The following is a 21,163-nucleotide window of genomic DNA, read 5'->3' on the forward strand; positions in this document are numbered from 1 at the left end:
GAAGCTGAGAAGATGGGGAGGAGGCGTGAGTAAAGCGACATACGGCAAGAAACAGTTGTTAGGATTGGCTCGGGATTTGAATATGAATAGAGGAGGAAGATGATGAGAATACATTCCTACCCTAGGCACAGAGCTATACTGATTGTTTTGCTTGCATGTACACTTTTATTGTCACAGCTTACGCTTTATCCGTCAGCCATTTCTGCGGCCAGTAACCTGGCTGCGGGCAAGTCGATGTCCGCCAGTTCGTTCGTACCCCCTTATGGCCCGGGCAATGCCAATGACGGCAACCAGGGATCCTATTGGGAAAGCTCGAATCAAGCATTTCCGCAGTGGATTGGAGTAGATCTTGGAGGTTTATCCAGTATAACTCGCGTCACGCTCCAACTTCCGGGAAGTTGGGAGTCCAGAAGCCAAACATTATCTATTCAAGGCAGCACAAATGGTAGCGCTTACAACACAATCGTCGCCTCATCGACGTATACGTTTAACCCCAATACCGGCAATACGGTGAATATAGATCTGCCCTCGACCGACACACGGTTCGTGCGTGTCATCTACACCGCCAATACCGGATGGCCGGCAGGCCAACTATCCGAGCTGGAGGTTATCGGAACATCGGTCGTCCATACCGGCGTATACGAGGCAGAATCAGCGGGGCTAACGGGAGGCGCCAAGATCAATAATGATCATACCGGTTATAGCGGTTCCGGCTTCGTAGACGGTTATTGGCAGCAGGGCGCCACTACGACATTCCAGGTACAGGTTTCTTCGGCCGAGCAATATGATGTCGCCTTAAGGTATGGCAACGCGTCGGGCGGCAGTAAAACAGTCAGCGTCTATGTGAATGGCACCAAAGTAAAACAAACCTCGCTGGCTAATCAATCTTCATGGTCGCAATGGGCTACGCAAAAGGAAACCGTTGCTCTTAATGCAGGTACAAACACAATTGCTTACAAATACGATCCGGGAGATAGCGGGAACGTCAATTTGGATTCGATCACAGTAACCGCTTCAACTTCGCCGACACCAACACCGACACCAACACCGACACCAACACCGACACCAACACCGACACCGACACCGACACCAACACCAACACCAACCGTGTCCCCTACACCCACCCCCACTCCTGGTACTGGAAACAATTTGGCAGTAGGCAAGCCGATAACGGGCTCATCTTATGTTCATACGTTCATCGCCACAAACGCGAATGACAATAATGCCAACACCTATTGGGAAGGTGCAGGAGGCTCTTACCCCAACTTGCTGACAGTCGATCTCGGAGCCAATGCCAATGTCACATCCATTGTATTGAAGCTGAATCCTAGCTCCGCATGGGGTACAAGAACGCAGACACTAGAGGTGCAGGGCCGTGAACAGAGCGCAGCAGGCTTCACCACGATGGTCGCTTCTGCCAACTATACATTTAATCCTGCTACGGGCAATACGGTAACCATTTCGGTCTCTGCGACAGCTAAGGAGGTTCGTCTGCGCATCACAGCCAATACGGGATCAAGCGCCGGACAAGTGGCGGAGTTCCAAGTGATCGGCACGCCGGCACCGAATCCGGATTTGACGATTACCGGCCTGACTTGGACACCGCAATCGCCAATCGAGACCGACACGATTACGCTTCAAGCAACCGTTGCGAACACAGGTACTTTAGCCTCTGGGGCAACGAACGTTAACTTCTATCTTGGCACGACGCTGGTGGGAACCGCTCCTGTGGGCGCCCTGGCAGCGGGAGCCTCTTCGAACGTATCCGTTAATACCGGCAGCCGCAATGCAGGCAGCTATACAGTGACGGCCAAGGTAGATGAGGCTAACAGCATCATTGAGCTGAATGAGAATAACAATAGCTACACCAGTCAGTCACAGCTTGTCGTCAGTCCGGTCGCCAGCTCCGACCTTGTTGCATCGTCTGTCAGCTGGTCTCCGAGCAATCCGTCAGCAGGCAATACGGTGTCCTTCTCCGTCGCGCTGAAAAATCAAGGAACGATTGCTTCTGCGGGTGGAGCGCATAACATTACGCTGACGATTACTGACGTTACAACCAATGCTGTTCTTAAGACATTAACAGGTGCGTATACAGGCATAATCGTCAGCGGTGCCACTACGGCTCCGGTTGCACTGGGAACCTGGACCGCAGGCAATGGCAAATACAACGTAAATGTACAGGTTGCGATAGATGCCAACGAGCTTCCTGTGAAGCAGGGCAACAATACAAGCAGCCAGCCTTTCTTTGTAGGGCGTGGAGCTAACATGCCATACGACATGTATGAGGCGGAGGATGCAACAGTTGGCGGCGGAGCAAATATTGTCGGCCCTAACCGCATCATCGGCGATCTGGCGGGCGAAGCTTCCGGTCGCAAAGCCGTTACGCTTAATACAACAGGCAGTTATGTCGAATTCACAACCAAAGCAAGTACGAACACGCTTGTGGCGCGGTACTCCATTCCGGATTCCGCCAACGGCACAGGCCAGAACTCCACGCTGAATGTCTATGTTGACGGGGTGTTTGCGAAAGCCATACCGTTAACCTCAAAGCATACATGGCATTACGGCAACGAGGCTAATCCTTCGAACAATCCGTCGGACGGGTCGCCGCGCCATATTTATGATGAGGCTAATATTATGTTCGATACGACGATTCCGCAAGGCAGCAAGATTAGGCTGCAAAAGGATGCGGCCAACACGACAACCTACGCCATCGACTTCATTAACCTGGAGCAAGTATCGCCAATTGCCAATCCGGACCCTGCCAAATATGTGACGCCATCAGGCTTCACGCATCAAGCGGTTCTGAATGCGCTGGATCAAGTGCGCATGGATACGACGGGCAATCTGGTAGGCGTCTATCTGCCGCCGGGCAGTTATGAGACAGCGAATAAGTTCCAGGTGTACGGCAAGCCTGTTCAAATCGTCGGAGCGGGTCCTTGGTATACGCGCTTCTATGCTCCGTCGAACCAGAACAATACGGATATCGGCTTCCGGGCGGAAAGCTCGGCGAACGGCTCCACGTTCAAAGGCTTTGCGTATTTCGGCAATTATACGTCGCGTATTGACGGTCCGGGCAAAGTATTCGATTTCAGCAATGTCGCCAATATGACGATCGACAACATCTGGGCGGAGCATATGGTCTGCCTCTACTGGGGCGCCAATACCGATTATATGAAGATTACGAATTCGCGTATCCGCAACATGTATGCAGATGGCATCAACATGACGAATGGCAGTACGCATAATCTGGTGTCCAACGTCGAGGCCAGATCGACAGGCGACGACAGCTTCGCGCTATTCTCCGCGATCGACGCGGGCGGTGCGGATATGCACAGCAACGTCTATGAGAATCTGACGGCCATACTGCCATGGCGTGCTGCGGGTGTGGCGGTTTACGGCGGCTATGGCAATACATTCCGCAATATCTACATTGCCGATACGCTGACGTACTCAGGCATTACAATTAGCTCGCTGGACTTCGGCTATCCGATGAACGGCTTTGGAGCTTCGCCTACGACGAACTTCGAGAATATCTCGATCGTAAGGGCGGGCGGCCACTTCTGGAACGGCCAGACATTCCCGGGCATCTGGGTATTCTCGGCTTCGAAGGTGTTCCAGGGCATTCGGGTTAATAATGTCGATATTATCGATCCGACTTACTCCGGGATCATGTTCCAGACGAAGTATACGGGCTCCCAGCCGGAAAATCCGGTCACGGATACCGTCTTCAACAATATTACGATTTCCGGGGCGCAGAAGAGCGGCGATGCATTCGATGCGAAGTCGGGCTACGGCATTTGGGTGAACGAGATGCCGGAGGCGGGCCAAGGCCCGGCAGTCGGCTCCGTCACGTTCAATAATTTGAAGCTCATTAATAATCATCAAGATATTAAAAATACGACGTCAACCTTTAACATCATTATTAATCCGTAAAGTAAAGGAATGCCAGGGACGGCTCCAGCACGCGATAGCGGACTGGAGCCGTTTCTCTATGTTGAGTAGAACGAAGTTATGCCAAGCTGCGCACAGATTAATTAGTAGCTCTTCAGCTTGGTCTCTGCTTTGGCAATTACGGAAGCAATCTGCGTCTCGTAATAATGAATATTCGTTTTGTTGATGAGGATTTGTCTGATGTGCACAAGCATCCGCGACAGGGAGGAGGAGGTTCCGCTTCCGTCGCCGCCGCGCACCGTCTGCAGCAGCACCTTGGATTCGGCGGTGAACAGCTTCTTCGTCTGGCTAGCGGCGCTTTTGGCGGCTTTGATCCGCGATTCTATAGCCTTGTTGGCATCGAGGATGTCGCGCACAGCTTTCGTTTTGGCAGTGGCATCCGACTTCGCTTTCTTTACGGCAGCTTCTTTGGCGCTAATATCCTTTTTGGCTGCTTGCACGGCGATTTTGGTTACTTGGACTTTAGCATTTACGATAGAGGTCAGTTCTTTGTTTTTGGCGGCCTTGGCCAGACTGAGCTGTGATCTCTGCGTGTCATACAGATCGAACAACGGTTTGTATCTTTGCTTTGCCTTGGCGACGTCTCCGTCCAGTGAAGCGATTTTGCTCTTGTCGATTTCCTTGATTTGTTTGCGGATGAGCGTATCCTTTTCCTGATTCTTGTAGCGAAGGGAGCTGATTCTGGTATCAAAGTTAATATCCTGTTTCTGGAGAGACTGGAGTTCTGCATAATTCTTCTTGAGCTGCGTTGCGGCGGATGCGCTGGCGCTATCCACGATCTTGTCGAACGACTTCTTGGCGGTAGCCGAAAATTCAAACGGAGCTGCAAGCGCAATGGCTGAACCGACTAGCGACATAACAAGGATGAGGCAAAACATTCGAAGCATGAATGGGGCTTTCAAGATAAATACCTCCTTTGGCAAATAGGGCCGAAAACGCAAAGAAGCACCCGCAAGGCTGACATAAATGTCAATCCTTGCGGGTGCTTCCCACTTTTCCGTTCCTTATTTTCCCTTACTATAACGCACACCTTGGCCGGAGGTCAACTCTCGGAGGGAAGGGAGTACTGGTCAATCCTCCTCAGTAATCTGAAAACCTATGTCGAGACGGGCAAGTCACTAGATTTTGGCTGGCAGCAGGGCTAGCCGCCATCTCTACTATTCTTTATACTAAGAGGAAAAAGGATAGGAGCATGACAGCATGAGCTACAAAATCGTGTTTTTTGATATTGACGGTACGCTGGTGAACGAGGCGAAGGAAATTCCTGCTGATACCATTAAGGCAATTAACGAACTGAAGGATAAGGGAATTGAGCCTGTTATCGCAACGGGCCGGGCGCCATATTTCATTAAGCCGCTGGCTGAGACGCTGGGCATCGAGTCATATGTGTGCATGAACGGAGCATATGTCGTGTACAAGGGACAACCTCTGTACAAGAGAGAGATTGGGAAGGATGCATTGGAGATGCTAGTCGCGCTTGCGGCGCAGAATGATCATAGCCTTGTATTTGAAGGTGAGCATCAATATTTTACCGATCGTGATAATCATCCATTTGTTACAGAATCCGTTCAGTCGCTCAAAATAGAGCTACCAGGCTTTGATCCGGAGTTTTGGCGCGGCAATGAAATTTTCCAGGTCTTCCTGCATTGTGAGGGCCGCGACGAACATTTGTATGAATCTTTGAAATCCGAATTTACGCTTATTCGCTGGCATCCTCAAGCGATGGACGTTCTTCCTCTGGGAGGCTCCAAGGCGCAAGGCATTGCGGCTCTATTGGACAAGCTTGGCTATGTGGCAGACGATGCAGCAGCCTTTGGCGACGGCCTAAATGATAAAGAGATGCTGGAGTATGTCGGCTTCGGCGTGGCGATGGGCAATTCACATCCGGAATTGCTGCCATTTGCCAACTTCGTTACGACGCATGTGGACGAGAAAGGAATACGCAACGGGCTGATTGAGGCCGGATTGTTAACGGTATAAATAGCCCGATCGCGCCAGATCGCTGTTTTTTTAACTCACCAATCGACGATTGCCCACGTACAATAACCTAATCATACGAACAGCTTGGGGGAAATGACGTGATCGTAATCTCGGACGGCAGCCCCGTACAGTTCCCGCCGCGGATGCTGACGGAGCTTGAGAATAAGACATTGCGGCAGAAACAGGCCAGTCCCGTCCTATACGGGTATCCGTCGCTGGAAGCATTGCTCTTCGAACTGAAGATGAGGACGAATATCGTGGAGGCGGCGAAGGCGATGTACCGGAGTGGCGTCAGCTTCGCCACCTTCAGCAATTCCCGCGCCAACCCGAGGTACTGGATCCGTACGCCGGATGGAGGCTTTCTGCTGAGGCCGGGCGTGCCGCCTTCCGTTGGGGTAAACGATATCTTCGAGCAAGGGCATTTGTATGCCTTCGAATGCGCTGGGGCTATCATTATTATGCTGTACAAAGCGGTGCTGGAGACGATTGGAGAAGCCGCGTTCAACCGGCATTTTCAAAATCTGTTTCTCCGTGACTGGCAATATGACAAGGATCTTCGCCTGACGACGAGCAATAACCTGAACGAGACGTATGCGGGAGATGTGATGTATTTCAAAAATCCCGATCATGATCCCGGCTCGCCGGAGTGGCAGGGCGAGAATGTGATCAAGCTCGATGATAATCTGTTCTTTGGCCATGGGATCGGCATCGGTACCGGTCAGGACATTATTGCTCAATTGAACAGAGCAAGAGTTCCGGGCAGCATGGTTTCGGCGTATTTGCAGGATCTGGTATTGAGGCCAGACTTCGAAGCGGTGCGCATGCTGACGATGCGCGAGGATAAAGAAGCGCTCGTATAACGGAGATGAAGAAGGCTGGGCAGCGGATTAACCGCGGCTCAGCCTTTTTGCACGAAGCTGTTTGTATTGGAAATAGATCGTGCAGCCGATGCAGTAGCCGAGCAAAGCGCCAAGCGCCGCGGCTCCCATCATGCCGGCGAAGACATATCCGGCCACGCCCCAGCCCAGCAGGAAGCTGAGCAGTGAGCAGGTTAGAAACAGGATGCCGAGCGAGTTGTTGAAGCGCTGTAGCTCCGCCGCTTCGGTCGCGCCGGATGCCGCATATTTCGATACGAACGGCCGTGCAATCGCGATAAATACATTTGCTTTTGGTCCGAGCAGCAAGCCGAGCAGCTGTACGATCCATAGCGCGACGATCAGCCACGGCAATTGGAGGATGATGGCGATCAGCAATGTCGCGACGATGCCAGCCTGGTTGCTGCGAACGTAGGCGAGAGGAATTTCTTTCATATTATTACCTACCTTTCCGATAGGATTTATTTAATCCTATTATAGGGCAGGGGAGAGGCAATTACAATTGAAAAAATAAGGCTGGACTACGCTTTTTGCCATACATCGGATTGATCGGGCTTGTCACTCATCGTCCACCAGCGTGCAGTGTAGGTTACGCCGTTATACGTGACACGATCGCCGCCAAGATAAGCTTTGGAGCTGTTCCACTCTACAGTAACATTGCTCAGCAGCTTCCATGCAGCGGAAGCGTCCGGCGCATTGTTTTGCGTCCAGTATTGCGCTTCATATTCCAGTCCCTTGTACTGAACTTTATGGCCTTTCAGATAGACGATTTTGGTATCCCATTGCGGAAGCTGGCTGTTGCCGTTTTCTCCGCCGTTATGGCCACCGCCTTCGTTGCCGCCGCCATTCTCTTCTTTAAGTGTACGTACAGTTAGCGGAGTGGAGAGAGGGGATGTCTTCCCGTTCACGTCAACGGCCCGTACGGTGTATGTGTATGCTTTGTCCGCCAGCAAGCCTTCATCCGTAATTGTCGTGTGCGCTGTCGAGCCGCAAAGAACGCCGTCACGGTATACGTCGTACTTCTGGATTTTCAGCTCTGATGAGGAGGGCAGCCAGCTCAGTACAATGGATTTTGCCGTCTGCAGCGCGGACTCCAGCTTGCCAGGGGCGCTAGGCGGCTCAGGCTGTGGCTGAGGCGTGGAGCCATCGTTCGTCAGATTGACGTCAATGACTTGGTAGAACGCGTTCACCGTGTCTGCGATTTCCCATACGCCCAGAATGAGGTGATAGCCGCTGCGGTCTGTCGGTACGTTGCACTCGTGGGAGACCGTGAACGGCGGCTTGGCGCCCTTGTAATCGATGTAGCAGAAAGGCTCCGGCTCAAGGTTCGCGCGTGTCAGCGGCTTGCTTGGGTCCCAATCTTTTTTCGTAATATAGTATCGCCAGTTGTCTGACACATGCGCAGCAGTCAGCTTCCAAGTGAAGGTCTGTTTGCCGCCTGTCATATTTACTTTTTTCCAGCGGGTATTCGTTTGCTCGTATAGCTCCTTGAAGATGCCAGCTCCGGTAATTTGACCGTCTGCAGGTCCCGATTTCGGGAAACCGCCGATCGCTTCCAGGCTTTGCGGTTCGTATTGAACGGCGCCGCAGTTCGTATTTTGTTTATCTTTGCAGAGCAAGGCGCGGCTAGCCGGGGATTCCATGTAGCCATGCGCGGATGCGCTCTCGGATAACACGATAGATAAGAGCAGGGTGAAGGCCAGGGCGCCAAGCGCCATGAATAAGGTTGACGCAGTGTTCGAGCGTCGTGGTGCAGTCTGCAAGTTCATGATTGATTCCTCCTAAAAGTTTTGTGAAGCAAAACTGGCTTCGAGAGCATACGCTTAAGTTTTGTGAAGCAAAACTTGCTTCGAAAGCATGGCAGAGACTGGAATAGCGCCTTCGGGTCAGAGTATAGCATGTGCATGATTTAATGGTAAATGATGCTTTATACATGGGTGAAAATTGTCTTATACAGGGTAAAAAATAGATGATTTATTAATACTATTCGTAAATTAATGCTGTTTTATCGTGGTGTGAGCTGATTTATTTTATAGTATTATTGGACTATTTTTTTGCGAGAGAAGGGAGGAGGAGAACCACTAAACGAAACGACGCCTTCTCTTTAGCACTAAAAAAAGACTGCCGGCAATAAGCCGACAGCCTCCCTATTATGGTTACATAGCCGCAATGGAAAGACTATTCCTTCACTAAGATGTTCTTTCTAAATAGCTCGATCAGCTCGGAAGCAGCGTTGCCTTCTTCGATGGTGTGCGAGATGCTGGCGAACGGCCCTGTCGGCGAGCAATAGCCGGCCGGAATGCCGAATACTTGCTCGATCAGCAGCTTGATGCCAGGCAGCGAGCCGATTTCTGCGCGGGAATACGCCTCAGCGACGTCGTTGGCGCGGTATTGCAGTTCCCGGGCTTCCTCGTAGCGCCCCTCGTTTATCTTCTCCATCATCACTTTGAAATGATAGCAAGTAACGGCTTGCAGCGCTCCGATATTGCCGTCAGAGCCCATGTACTGCGAGCAGATGGCCAATTGGTCTGCACCGGTTAGAATGTTAAGGTCAGGACGGTATTTTTTGAACCGCTCCAAAATGTAGAAGTTATTGTCCGTAAACTTGATGCCGCGGAATGTCGGAACCTCTGCCAATGCTTCAAGCAGCACTGGCGGGTCAATCTCCTTGCCGGCCGTTAACGTTTTGCCCATCGCCACCCAGTAAATGTAGAACGGAACGTTCGGCGCCGCAGCTGCAATCCGTTTGAAATACGCGATATTGTCCGCCAGGGAAGCCTCTTCGGAAATGCCAACGGAGGCAACCGCATAAGCGCCGTGCTCGGCGGCATGCGCAGCAAGCTCTACAGAGTCGTCCAGGTTTTGGTTGTAGCCCACATGAACGAATACGGGAAGCTTATCCTTCGCTGCGGACAGCACCGCTGCCGCCCATTGCTTTCTCTTCTCGACGCTCAAATGCTCGCCTTCACCCGTCCAACCGAGCATATACAATCCGTCGGCTTGTTGGTTGACGTACATATCGATCAAAGGCTGCGCCAATTCCGTCTTCACATTGCCGTCCTTGTCCAAAGGTGTAATAAGCGCCGGAAGTACTCCTGTAATTAACTGTTCAGTCATTGTGTATGTCCCCTGTTCTTAATGGATTTTGTATAGCCGTTACCCTTTCACGGCGCCGCTTGTGAGCCCCGAAACAAAATATTTGTTCAATGCAATGAAGACAACGAGCATCGGAATAACAGCCATGACAGTGCCCGCCATCATGAGATCCCATGAGGTAACGGACTCGCCTGAGCTCTTCATCGACACGATGCCGACAACGAGCGGCTGCTTATCCGGATTGCCCAGTGTGAACACCATCGGCAGCAAATAATCGTTCCATGAGTTCATGAAGGCGAGCAGTCCGACGGTGGCGATAAGCGGCTTGGTCAGCGGGAAGATAATGCTCCAGAAGATTCGGAAGAAGCTGCAGCCGTCTACCCTAGCCGCCTCGTCGATCTCTCTCGGAATGCCGTCGATAAAACCTTTCGCCAAATACAGATTGGTAACGTTGATCCCGAAGATATAAATAATAATGACGCCCCACAACGAGTTGTTGAGGTTGAGCGCTTTGGCGATATTGAGCTGCGGATAAAGAAACAAACTGCCCGCCGAGATGAACATCGAGAATGTAATGAGCGCAAGCAGCGGCTTTTTGCCCATAAACCGCCCGCGTGAAAACACATAGCCCGATGAAATCGAAGTGGCGATCGTGCCGATCACGATAATGGCGCACATATAAATGCTGTTCCACGTATACACTTTGAAGTTGGATAAGTTCCATGCCCGGATGTAATTATCCCAAGACAATGTTTTTGGAAAAAACGAGCTGGAAGCCAAAATGCCTGCCGTATTTTTAAAAGAACTGACCACTACATAAAAGATGGGGAAAATGACCAGGGCGGCGAGCAAGGTAAGAAAAATATATGTCGGGATGGCTTCTAGCATCTGTCTCTTCTTCATCTGTAGGCCCCCTTAGTAATGATTTCCCATGTTTCGGGTCAGTCTCAAATACAAGCTTACGATTACGGTAAGAATCAGTGCCGTTATTACGGCAAGTGCCGAGGAATAGCCGTATTGGCTGATAGAATCGGCTGCGCCGTAAGAGAAGAAGTATTTGAACGTATACGACATGACGACCTCGGTAGAACCGCCCGGCTGTCCGTTCGTCAAGACGAGGACAAGGTCGGACATTTTAATGCTGTTAACGATAAAGAGCATCATGACGACTTTCCCGGTCGATGCCAGCATCGGCAGTGTGATTTTCGTAAATCGGTTCCATTTGTTGACACCATCGATATCTGCGCACTCATAAATTTCCTGAGAGATGTTCTGCAGTCCCATAATGAAGAAAATCATATTGATGCCGAAGCCTTTCCATACGCTAGCGATAACGATGACCAGGTCGGCCAGCCATTTGTTGCTGAACCAGTTAATGTTGGTATCAATCATGCCGAACGCCTTCAGCAACTGGTTGACGGAGCCGAGAAACGGTTCGAACATCAGGAAAAACACGATGCCTACGATAGCGGTACTTACGATCGTTGGAGAGAAAAACAGCGTTCGGAAAAAGGAATTGATTTTCTTGTTGCCGTTTAGAACAATCGCTAGAAATAAGGCAAGCGGAATTTCGATGATAAACTTGGCAATGACGATAATAAACGTATTCTCTAGTGAAGCCCAGTAATGCGGATCGCGAGTAAAGGCGCGAATATAGTTTTCGAATCCAATAAATGTGGGTGTGCTCATGCCGTCATAGTCGAACCACGACCATTGAATCAGCCAGAACATCGGGTAGACTGTGAACAAAGCAAATCCGATGAGCATGGGAGCAAGCATGAGATAGGATTGAATGGCATCTTTCCGATACAGGCTTTGATGCTTCGCCGAGGCTTTATTCCGTTTGAAAAATGTCATAGCTGGGTGCCTCCTTTCTGTGAAGAAGCGGAGAGGATGAGAACATCCTCTTCGCCATTGCTGCGTTAGGTGTTATTTCGCTTTTGTATCCCAGTTCTTATCAAGATAGATGGTCATATCCAGACCGCCGGCAATCGCTTTCTCAAGCGCGGTGTTGTAGCGTTTGTCCAAGTCAGCGAGAACAGCTCCAACGTCTGCATTAGTCGACCCGGCAATGATATTGACCAGCGTATTCTGATAAGGCTGTCCCTCGACCGTAATGCCTCCGTCTGGCGGTGTCAGCGTAAAGTACGAGTTGGACGTGTCACTGAACTCGGCATATCCCGCTTTTTTGAAGGAGGAAGGAGCCTGTGCCTGAATGTCCTCTCTTGCGATGAATTCCAGTTCATTGTTTTGAATCTCTTTCAAAATTTCATCGTCATGGAACAATTGATATACCTTCATTGCTTTTTCTGGCATTTTACTTGCGCTAGGACCTACGCATAGCACATCGGCGATTTGCGCGTAGTTCCTATATTTATTGGCCTTATCGATAACCGGTGTATCGCTTACGCCAAGCTCAAAGCTGGTGCCGATCTCTTTCCAGAACTTATCGATGGACGTCACATCCCAGTTCACGCCTGGTAGCATGGCAATTCGTCCTGCCGCAAACTGTGCGATCAGCTCGTCGTTGCCCATTCCTTCTCCGCCTGGGAATATGCTTCCGTCTGCTTTCATTTGCAGAATTTTCTCTATGTTCGTCTTGAAGTCGGAGAAGGTGAATTTGCCTTCGTTGAAGTTATAGCCCATGTGGCCGACCGAGCTGGCGAACTGAGCAGCAAAGTACCATTTGCCCGATGGAGCCGAATCCTTCAAGTGAACGCCGTAGCCGTAAGCGTTTCCTTTATTGTCCTCGGTAATTTTTTTAGCGTAGGCGATGACATCATCCCAGGTCTCAGGCGCTTGCTCGAAACCGGATTTTTTGAGCAAATCCTTGTTGTACATAAATTTAGTCGTCAGCACTTTGTACGGCACACTGTACGTTTTGCCGCCCATCGTCGTATAGCCGTTGATCAGAATATCTTTATAAGTTTCCAGAAATTCCGGCCCGCCCGGCAAATCGTTGATTGGCAACATCCATCCTGATTTGATGAACGGCTCCTTGACGGTGCCTACGAATTTGTACAGTTCAGGAGCTTGGTTAGCGGCAAGCGCAACCTTGAGCACATCGTTGTAGTCTCCGCCGAACACTTTATATTCGATGTGGATGCCGTCCTGCAATCCTTGCCCTTTGTTGTACGCTTCGATCGCCGACTCCATAACCGGCTTGTAGCTGGCGTCGTTGGTCCATACGCGAACCGTTTCCATCTTTGTATTGCCTGTAGCGTCCGGATTGGCTGATTGGTTTGGAGAATTATCTTTCCCGCCGCAGCCTGCCAAGACGCTCATCAGCAGTACAAGGCTCAGAAACGTTTGAACTATTCTTGCACGTCCTTGGAATCGCATACTGTTCATAATAGTTCCTCCTTTTGTCGTGTTTGAAGCGCTTTCAAGAGCAATGATAGCAAGAATATTCCGGGGTTGAAATACAAAAACTTGAGCAAAAAAGTTAGATATATTACACAGTTTGCCCATCCTCCTTGTCGTTCATGATTAGGCATTGCTATACTGGAACTGGAATGATTCAATGACGAAAGGGGCCCATTCGGACGCCGTGCATATGAGTATTCGCAACAGGCTGGTGCTTTATTTTCTCGCCTCCATTCTTATCCCGTCCATTATTATTACCGTTGTCGTCTATATGAGTTCCACGGGCATTATTACGAAAAAAATGAACGATCTGATTGAAAAAAACGTCGAGTCGGCTCGGCTGATCGTTCAAACGAGATTGGCTTTTATTGATGAAATGACAACGCTCATTTCGCTCAATCCGATGATTCAAGAAGTGTTAAGCGCCAGCCCGACAACTAATATGTCCGATAACATTTTGCAAATTATCAAGCTCGATCGCGCGCTCGACAGTTACTATCTATCGAATTACTATGCGTCGCCGAACTCGTCCATTGTGCCGATGATTCACATGATCGACAGACCGGAGTACCGGAAATACGATATCTCTACCAAAGTACAGGATATCAACTCTATTGAGAACGAATCGTGGTATAGGGATATGGACAATCATAACCAATCCGTCTACGCGCAGCCGGGAGACGCGCCGGTCGTCATCGCAAGACGCCTGTTCAGCTTGCAAAACGCGGATAAGTACGATTATGCGGCTGTGCTCACGATTGAACTGGAGAAATCTAGTCTGAACGACATGCTCTCCAATTACAAGCCCTCCAATGGGAGCCGGATTTTTATTCTGAACGAACAAAATCAAATTATTATGAGCAGCGATTCATATTCGAGTGAAGAGGAGCAGTTCATTCATTCGCTCGATCCAGCCGCAACCGGCTTGAAAAGAGTGGACATGAGGGGCGATAAGGTCATTCTTTCTTCCAAGCAACTGGACAACATTGAGTGGAAAATCATTAATATGACGCGGTTAAGCGAAATCAACTCTGACCAGATCCGTCTGACTCGAATTGTCATGCTTGTCCTCATCATTAGCATGACGACCGCATTGCTTGCTGCTTTCCTGCTGTCGCGCAATATTTCCAGTCCAATCACGAAGCTGGTCGCTTCCATGCGCACCGTGCGAGGTCAGAATTTCGATATCGACATCGCCTATCATAAGAAGGATGAATTCGGCTATTTAATTCAGCAATATAAACGGATGATCCGCCAAATCAAAGAGTTGATTGATATGCTGTATGTCAGCGATTTGAAAAAGCAAAAAGCCGAGCTGCTGGCCAAAGACGCGCAGCTTCGAGCCTTACAAGCGCAAATTAATCCGCATTTTCTATATAATACGCTAGACTCCATCAACTTGTATGCGATCAAGTACAAAACGCCCGTCATCAGCGATATGATCGGCTCCTTGGCTAACTTCTACCGCTATTCGCTCAGTAAAGGGCGGAATATCATTTCGCTCGAAGAGGAGCTGAACCATACGAGCAGCTACCTCGACATTCAGTCGATGCGGCTTGGGCCCAAATTGCATTATTCCATTGACGTGCCGCGCGAGCTGAGAAAGACGAAGACGGTGAAGCTTGTCATTCAGCCGTTGGTGGAAAACTCGATTATTCACGGCTTTCATCAAAAAACGGGTCAATTTGAAATCGCTATCATAGCCAAACAAGAGGCCGATAAAGTCTTGGTCTGCATCTCGGACAACGGCATCGGCACGCAGGAGAAGGCAGACGCGCTCAATCATCTGCTTGCTTCCGACGATCCGGAGCAACAATCTTTTGCCATTACCAATGTGCACCGACGGCTTCAACATGCTTTCGGCGAAGACTATGGTCTTCGTTACAGGCATAATCCGGCGGACGGAATCACCGTTGAAATTACGATTCCGGCAAGCTATAACATGGGGGATAACGATGCTAACGGTAATATTGGCTGATGATGATTACCTGGTCAAAGAGATATTATGCGATACGATTCCTTGGAGCGAGTTGGGGATGGAGGTCATCGGCCTCGCGGAGAATGGGCAGGAGGCGCTGGAGCTTTGCATGGAGCGGCAGCCGGATATTTTGGTGACGGATATCAAGATGCCCTTCTACAACGGGCTTGAGGTCGCCAATCAACTGATGGAGAGCGGCATGCGCACGAAGACGGTGCTGATTAGCGGCGTCCAGGATTTCAACTATGCCAGACTTGCGCTGAACGTGCAGGCGGCCGGTTACATTTTAAAACCGATTCAACTGAAGGAAGTTGTCTCCGTGCTCAAAAAAGTGCGTGATGCGATCGAAATGGAGTTTCAGAGAGAGCAGGTACTAAAGCGTCTGGAGCAGCAGTTGGAAGAAAATATGGCGCTGATGCGCGACAAGTTTTTGAATCAGCTCATGATGGAGCAAGTCGGAAGCGATGAAGAGCTGCAGGAGAGGCTTGATTACTTCCGACTGCCGTTTCAGGCTGGTCAAGATATGGTCGTGGCGGTAGCGGAAATTGACGAGTATGACTTGAAGGTGAAAAACAAAGGGGTCGAACGCGTTCATTTTTTCAACTTTTCGATCAAAAATTTAATCGAGCAGGTGCTGGACAATTATCAGGCAGGCATCTGCTTCACGACCGCGCGGGAGAATGAATTCGTCATCCTCTTGAGCGGAGACTATTGCCATGAAATGCGGATGGCGCAAATTTTCGAGAGCATTGAGCAGCTGCTGCTCGAATTCGACGGGATTACCATATCGATCGGGGTCGGCCATTGCGTCAGTATGGAAGCGGCGAGCCTATCCTATAACCGCGCATGCAATGCGATCGGTTACAAGTTCTATACGGGCAATGGTTCCATTATTCATATCAATGACATCGCTGATTCGAATGCCATGGGCACATTGAACGATATGAATGGCAGCGCCAAGCTTGGGGAGCTGCAAAAGCTGCTGCTGGACGAGATCAAGATGGGCAACAAGCCGAGAGTCAAGCAGGCGCTGGAGCAATATGGAATGTTGCTTACGGGAGCGACTCAGCTTTCACAGGATTATATTCGTGGGCTGTTTCTGGAGCTGATTATTACCGCTTACCGTGAAATATGCGAGACCGAAGGAGAGTCCGCGGAGGTTACGGCCAACTATTCGACCTCCATGGAGTCAATTATGCGTGACGAGACGCTTACCGATATTAAAAAGCATGTCAGCGCCATGCTTCTGTGCATCGCCGATTATTACGGCGCCAAGTACAATAAAAAGCACCATGTGCTGGTAGAGCGAATCAAAAACTATGTCAATCAGAACTATATGGACAATATTTCGCTCGCCGATATTGCGAACGAAATCTATATGTCGACGAGCTATTTGTGCGCTGTATTCAAGCGGGAAACCGGCGAAACCATTAACGAATACATTATCGAAACGAAAATGGGCTCGGCGAAAAAACTGCTTAAAAACACGAAAATGAAGGTGCACGAAATCGCCGAGCATTTGGGCTACGAGAATGCTCACTATTTCAGCTATTCCTTCAAGAAGTATGCGGGCGAAACGCCGCAGCAGTACCGGAACAAGCAGCAGCTTGGGTAGGCGCGTGATGAAGGTGAAGATTGCTGCATGAAAGACACTGCAGCAGTACCAGAACAAGCAGGACCCTGAATAGGCGCATGAAAAAAGCATGTACGGCCTTTTCCTTGAAGGAAAAGGTCGCACATGCTTTTGTTCGTTATGGATTGGAGGATGGTACAGGAATCGTCTCAGGCTGCTCGAAGGTCATGTCCTTTTTGTCGACGGTAACCTTTTTCATGGATAGAGGCTCCAGCGGCTTGTCATCCGCATCGCGCTTCTGATTGACGATCACATCGACCGTCTCCATGCCTTCAATCACTTTGCCGAATGCGGCATATTGGTTGTCCAGATGCGGAGAGTCTTCCGTCATAATGAAAAACTGCGATCCCGCGGAGTCTGGAACCATCGTCCGTGCCATAGAGATGACGCCTTTCGTATGCGTCAGATTGTTAGTAAAGTCGTTAAACGTAAATTCCCCTTTGATCGTGTAGCCGGGACCGCCGGTGCCGGTGCCTTGCGGATCACCGCCTTGAATCATAAAGCCTGGAATGACACGGTGGAAGATGACGCCGTCATAGTAGCCTTTGTCAATCAGCGAGATAAAGTTGTTGACGGTATTGGGTGCAACCTCCGGGTACAGCTCGACTTTGATGATTTCATCATTGCTCATCTCGATCGTGACGACTGGATGCTTCTCTGGTCCAAGCAGCTCCAGCTCAACAGCAGGCTCCTCGGAAGGAGAAGGCGACGGAGACGGAGTTGGTGACGGCGTAGCTGTAGCTGTCTCTGTCGGCGTTGCCCCGCCTTGCTCATTTTTAACGGGTTTGCCTTGATCTACTCCGCAGCCTGACATGATCAGCGCGAATACGATAGACAGTAGCAGAGCGGCGCCAAAGCTTCTTTTTAACCTGAAACGTTGCATAGACTGGATTCCTCCCAAAAGGTTCGTTAGAACGATGATTTTGTAGTTGGTTGTATGGCGGACACCGACCTTATTCTACCATAGAGCCGGCTCTAAAATCTAACCTGCTATTAGGCTCATGCCAGTCCTTGCGAAGCGCGCTTCTTCAGCCATAGACGATATGCGCCCAAGGAAATGATGAGAAAAACACCGTAAACGGCCACCGTCGTCAGGCTGCTCCTGGGATCGCTCATCAGATTGTCGCCGACCATGGCAAAGAGGAGCATCGCCGGAATTTTGCCGATGGAGGAAGCGATAGCATAGGAGAGAAAGCTGACACGGCTGAGCGCCGCGTATACATTGATGATGATGGACGGGATGAAGGGCAGCAGCCGGGCGAACAGAATCGCGAGGAACGCATTCCGCTCGAACAGTGTGGTTACTTTGTCGATGCTTTTGTACCGGTGGAGCGCTCTCTCCCCCCACTCTTGAAAGCCGTACCGCACGAACAAAAACATCAGAATAGAAGCGGCAGCCGATCCGGTCCATGTAATGGCGGCCCCCAAAGTCGGTCCCAGTGCGGCCCCGATTACTCCGCCAATGACGGGATAGGGGATGATGGGGAAAAGCGCCATGACGGTAGCCATCAGGGCGACCAGAAGCAGATTCTCGCTCTGCTTGAACCAGGATAGGATGGCCTCCCCGTACAAATAAATGACAATGGCGACGCTTATGTAGCTTAGCGCCATTAGAAGCTTTTTGCGCACACGTATACCTCCGAATTAGTCTCCCGCCTATTATAGCATGTCTGGTATCGGAAATAACCTTGGTGACGCCGCTTGACCTTCTCGTAACGGCAACGATTAGAGTGGGGGGGGAAATACAGCAAGGGGGATTGTTTGGAATGCCGAACCATGAGGAGATTTATAGAAGGGAAGCGGAGCGGTACGGTACGATCAGTTGATTGCTTCGCAGCCTGATTTGCTTGGAGTTGTGAATGAGCTGAGGCCGCTTGCGGGTTTGGATGTATTGGATATGGGAGCAGGAACGGGTAGACTGACTCTGGCGCTTGCACCAAGCGTGAAGTCGATCCTGGCGACAGATGCGTCTGCTGCGATGTTGAAGCTGACGGGAGAGCGTCTGAGGACATCAGCGATGCAGCACTGGGGGACGGCGGTTGCTGATCATCGCAGCTTGCCGCTGGAGATTGACTGCGTCGATCTGGTCGTGTCGGGCTGGAGTATCTGCTACTTATGCACGTCTGATGTGCCGGAGTGGAGAGAGAACCTGAGGCAGGTCATAAGCGAGATGGAGAGAGTGCTGCGTCCGGGCGGGACAGTAATTATTTTCGAAACGATGGGGACGGGGTACGAAACACCTCATCCACCTGAGTTTCTGCTCGGCTATTATCGAGCGTTAGAGGAAGAGTATGGTTTTCAGCATCACTGGCTGCGTATGGACTACCAATTCGAATCGGTGGAGCAAGCAGAGGCGTTGACGGCTTTTTTCTTCGGGGAGGAGCTGTCTGTACATGTGCGGCGGGAGCGTCTGACGGCGCTGCCTGAATGCGCAGGCGTCTGGTGGCGGCGGTTTGTGTGAGTGCGGGGGAGCGGGAAAGTCAGTCGGTAGATAGGATTGGCTTACGTGTGCTTTTGGGCATTAGGTGGAGGGAGCGAAATAGTAATTTGTCGCAAAGCTAAATGAGCTGAATCGGCGGATGGGGCGAAATAGCGTTGTGTGGCCAAGCTAAATGGAAAAGAAAAAGGAAGCGAGTGTTTACTCGCCTCCTTCAGCCTGTTGAGAAAGTCTCAACAGGCTGAGAATACCTATAAGTAACCCCTCTAAGAGTTGAAAGCTGTCTGGCAGCTACACATTGTCACTGCTGCCCATAGAAGGTGGGCGCTGATGCTGATCATAGATGTTTTAGTCGGCTAATGTCCATGAAGACCGCTCCGAGTCTGCTCTAAGTCGTTCTCACCGCCCTAATGTCCACGAAGGCCGCTTCGAGTCCGCTTTAAGTCGGTTTCACCGCCCTAATGTCCACGAAGGCCGCTTCGAGTCTGCTCTAAGTCGTTCTCACCGCCCTAATGTCCATGAAGGCCGCTTCGAGTCCGCATTAAGTCGGTTTCACCGCCTTAATGCCCATGAAGGCCACTCTGAGTCCGCTTTAAGTCGGTTTCACCGCCCTAATGTCTATGAAGGTCGCTCCGAGTCCGCTTTAAGTCGGTTTCACCGCCCTAATGTCCACGAAGGCCGCTCCGAGTCTGCTCTAAGTCGTTCTCACCGCCCTAATGTCCACAAAGGCCGCTTCGAGTCCGCTTTAAGTCGGTTTCACCGCCCTAATGCCCATGAAGGCCGCTCCGAGTCCGCTTTAAGTCGGTTTCACCGCCCTAATGTCCACGAAGGCCGCTCCGAGTCCGCTTTAAGTCGGTTTCACCGTCCTAATGTCCATGAAGGCCGCTTCGAGTCCGCTTTAAGTCGGTTTCACCGCCTTAATGCCTATGAAGGCCGCTCCGAGTCATCCTTAAGTCGGTCTCAACGCCTTCAGTCAGATGAGATATTCGTTGCTTCTAAAACAAATGACAGAAAAACAAAATGAGTAATAATCTTAGTTCTTGGAGCGATTTGGATCAAATTTTCTCCTATGAGCCGAGCCACCGCATAAAAATAGCCGAAAAGTCCAAAGGACTTTATCGACACTCTGAAGGAGGCGAGGGTTTACTCGTCTCCTTCCGTATTCGCTTCGACAGGCGCACGCTGCTGCATGCGTGCCATGAGCTCTTGTATTTGCATGAGCATGAGGGTGCCTTCCTCGGGTGATGCATTAAGCTGGCACAGCAGCTTCTCAGGAATATCGACGGCTTTCTCGCGAAGCAAGCTGCCTTGCTCCGTGAGGGCAATAACGACATTGCGCTCGTCGTTTTTGTCCCGATTACGGGTGATGAAGCCTGCCGCCTCCAGTTTTTTCAGCAAGGGGGTCAAGGTGCCGGAGTCGAGATAGAGTCTGGCTCCGAGCGCGCTGACTGTAACCTGATCTTTTTCCCATAGAGCGATCATAGTGACATATTGCGTATAGGTGAGCCCGATCTCTTGCAAGAGCGGGCGATAGAGCTTAGTCAATTCTCGCGAGCAAGCATAGATTGCAAAGCATATTTGATTTTCCAGCTTCAAAGTTTGGTCCGTTTCCATATGAGGGCCTCCAACATGGGCTCAGGCGAAAGAGCAACCAACATCATCTATTTTAATGTATTCAATTAAATTGTATTAAATCAAATAGTAGCGAACAGCCCCCTATTTGTCAACGAGGAATCATTCCACTACATTCGTGAAGATGGAGTTCGATGATTGAGGTATTTCATAGGGAGTGCTCGCTTTTGAAGAGCGCTAGACTGAGCGCTAGAACGCTCTATTGTCAGAGC

The 21,163-nt window shown here is 50.4% G+C and carries 16 protein-coding genes; 6 read left to right on the forward strand and 10 right to left on the reverse strand.

Translation table 11 applies throughout. The annotated features are described in order from the left end of the window. The first annotated feature begins 99 nt into the window (after nucleotides 1-99). A complete protein-coding gene (locus DX130_RS17510; protein WP_206098842.1) occupies nucleotides 100-3,936 on the forward strand; it encodes a galactose-binding domain-containing protein in 3,837 nt (1,278 codons plus the stop codon). A 101-nt stretch (nucleotides 3,937-4,037) separates the two neighbouring features. On the opposite strand, the gene DX130_RS17515 is transcribed toward DX130_RS17510, so the two are convergent. Beyond that, nucleotides 4,038-4,856, reverse strand: a complete 819-nt coding sequence (locus DX130_RS17515) for a hypothetical protein (protein WP_116047580.1) — start codon at nucleotides 4,854-4,856, stop codon at nucleotides 4,038-4,040. A gap of 298 nt (nucleotides 4,857-5,154) precedes the next feature. Here DX130_RS17515 and DX130_RS17520 point away from each other — a divergent pair, with 298 nt between their 5' ends. Next, nucleotides 5,155-5,934, forward strand: a complete 780-nt coding sequence (locus DX130_RS17520) for a Cof-type HAD-IIB family hydrolase (protein WP_116047581.1) — start codon at nucleotides 5,155-5,157, stop codon at nucleotides 5,932-5,934. Nucleotides 5,935-6,032: 98 nt separating this feature from the next. Continuing rightward, the gene (locus DX130_RS17525; RefSeq protein WP_240644559.1) at nucleotides 6,033-6,794 is read left to right on the forward strand and encodes a protein-glutamine gamma-glutamyltransferase; all 762 of its coding nucleotides are present in this window, start codon (nucleotides 6,033-6,035) and stop codon (nucleotides 6,792-6,794) included. 27 nt (nucleotides 6,795-6,821) lie between these two features. Here DX130_RS17525 and DX130_RS17530 read toward each other — a convergent pair whose 3' ends face one another. The 6 genes from DX130_RS17530 to DX130_RS17555 all read right to left on the reverse strand — a co-directional run bounded on the left by DX130_RS17530 (nucleotide 6,822) and on the right by DX130_RS17555 (nucleotide 13,256). Then, a complete protein-coding gene (locus DX130_RS17530; RefSeq protein WP_116047583.1) occupies nucleotides 6,822-7,244 on the reverse strand; it encodes a DUF4395 domain-containing protein in 423 nt (140 codons plus the stop codon). A gap of 86 nt (nucleotides 7,245-7,330) precedes the next feature. Further along, nucleotides 7,331-8,578, reverse strand: coding sequence for a lytic polysaccharide monooxygenase (locus DX130_RS17535; RefSeq protein ID WP_116047585.1), 1,248 nt, complete (start codon nucleotides 8,576-8,578; stop codon nucleotides 7,331-7,333). Between the two features lie 409 nt (nucleotides 8,579-8,987). After that, nucleotides 8,988-9,926 (reverse strand): dihydrodipicolinate synthase family protein, encoded by a 939-nt coding sequence (locus DX130_RS17540; RefSeq protein ID WP_116047586.1) that lies wholly within the window; start codon nucleotides 9,924-9,926, stop codon nucleotides 8,988-8,990. A 39-nt stretch (nucleotides 9,927-9,965) separates the two neighbouring features. After that, entirely contained in the window at nucleotides 9,966-10,808 is an 843-nt protein-coding gene (locus DX130_RS17545; RefSeq protein ID WP_116047588.1) for a carbohydrate ABC transporter permease, read from the reverse strand. Nucleotides 10,809-10,820: 12 nt separating this feature from the next. Next, a complete protein-coding gene (locus DX130_RS17550; protein WP_116047589.1) occupies nucleotides 10,821-11,762 on the reverse strand; it encodes a carbohydrate ABC transporter permease in 942 nt (313 codons plus the stop codon). Nucleotides 11,763-11,834: 72 nt separating this feature from the next. Continuing rightward, on the reverse strand, nucleotides 11,835-13,256 hold the full coding sequence (locus DX130_RS17555; RefSeq protein ID WP_206098843.1) for an ABC transporter substrate-binding protein: 1,422 nt from the start codon (nucleotides 13,254-13,256) through the stop codon (nucleotides 11,835-11,837). A gap of 205 nt (nucleotides 13,257-13,461) precedes the next feature. Here DX130_RS17555 and DX130_RS17560 point away from each other — a divergent pair, with 205 nt between their 5' ends. Next, nucleotides 13,462-15,249 (forward strand): cache domain-containing sensor histidine kinase, encoded by a 1,788-nt coding sequence (locus DX130_RS17560; protein WP_165861339.1) that lies wholly within the window; start codon nucleotides 13,462-13,464, stop codon nucleotides 15,247-15,249. Then, entirely contained in the window at nucleotides 15,227-16,864 is a 1,638-nt protein-coding gene (locus tag DX130_RS17565; protein ID WP_165861340.1) for an AraC family transcriptional regulator, read from the forward strand. Before DX130_RS17560 ends, DX130_RS17565 begins: the two co-directional genes overlap by 23 nt. A 136-nt stretch (nucleotides 16,865-17,000) precedes the next feature. On the opposite strand, the gene DX130_RS17570 is transcribed toward DX130_RS17565, so the two are convergent. Continuing rightward, a complete protein-coding gene (locus DX130_RS17570) occupies nucleotides 17,001-17,765 on the reverse strand; it encodes a peptidylprolyl isomerase (RefSeq protein ID WP_206098844.1) in 765 nt (254 codons plus the stop codon). A gap of 116 nt (nucleotides 17,766-17,881) precedes the next feature. After that, the gene (locus DX130_RS17575; RefSeq protein WP_116047594.1) at nucleotides 17,882-18,511 is read right to left on the reverse strand and encodes a TVP38/TMEM64 family protein; all 630 of its coding nucleotides are present in this window, start codon (nucleotides 18,509-18,511) and stop codon (nucleotides 17,882-17,884) included. A 226-nt stretch (nucleotides 18,512-18,737) separates the two neighbouring features. Between DX130_RS17575 and DX130_RS17580 the strand changes: the two genes are divergently transcribed. Further along, nucleotides 18,738-19,343, forward strand: coding sequence for a class I SAM-dependent methyltransferase (locus DX130_RS17580; RefSeq protein WP_338068646.1), 606 nt, complete (start codon nucleotides 18,738-18,740; stop codon nucleotides 19,341-19,343). Between the two features lie 1,119 nt (nucleotides 19,344-20,462). On the opposite strand, the gene DX130_RS17585 is transcribed toward DX130_RS17580, so the two are convergent. Continuing rightward, nucleotides 20,463-20,933, reverse strand: a complete 471-nt coding sequence (locus DX130_RS17585) for a MarR family winged helix-turn-helix transcriptional regulator (RefSeq protein WP_116047596.1) — start codon at nucleotides 20,931-20,933, stop codon at nucleotides 20,463-20,465. Nucleotides 20,934-21,163: the final 230 nt, after the last annotated feature.

The organism is Paenibacillus paeoniae, assembly GCF_003388735.1.
In the GTDB taxonomy this organism is placed as follows: Bacteria; Bacillota; Bacilli; order Paenibacillales; family Paenibacillaceae; genus Pristimantibacillus; species Pristimantibacillus paeoniae.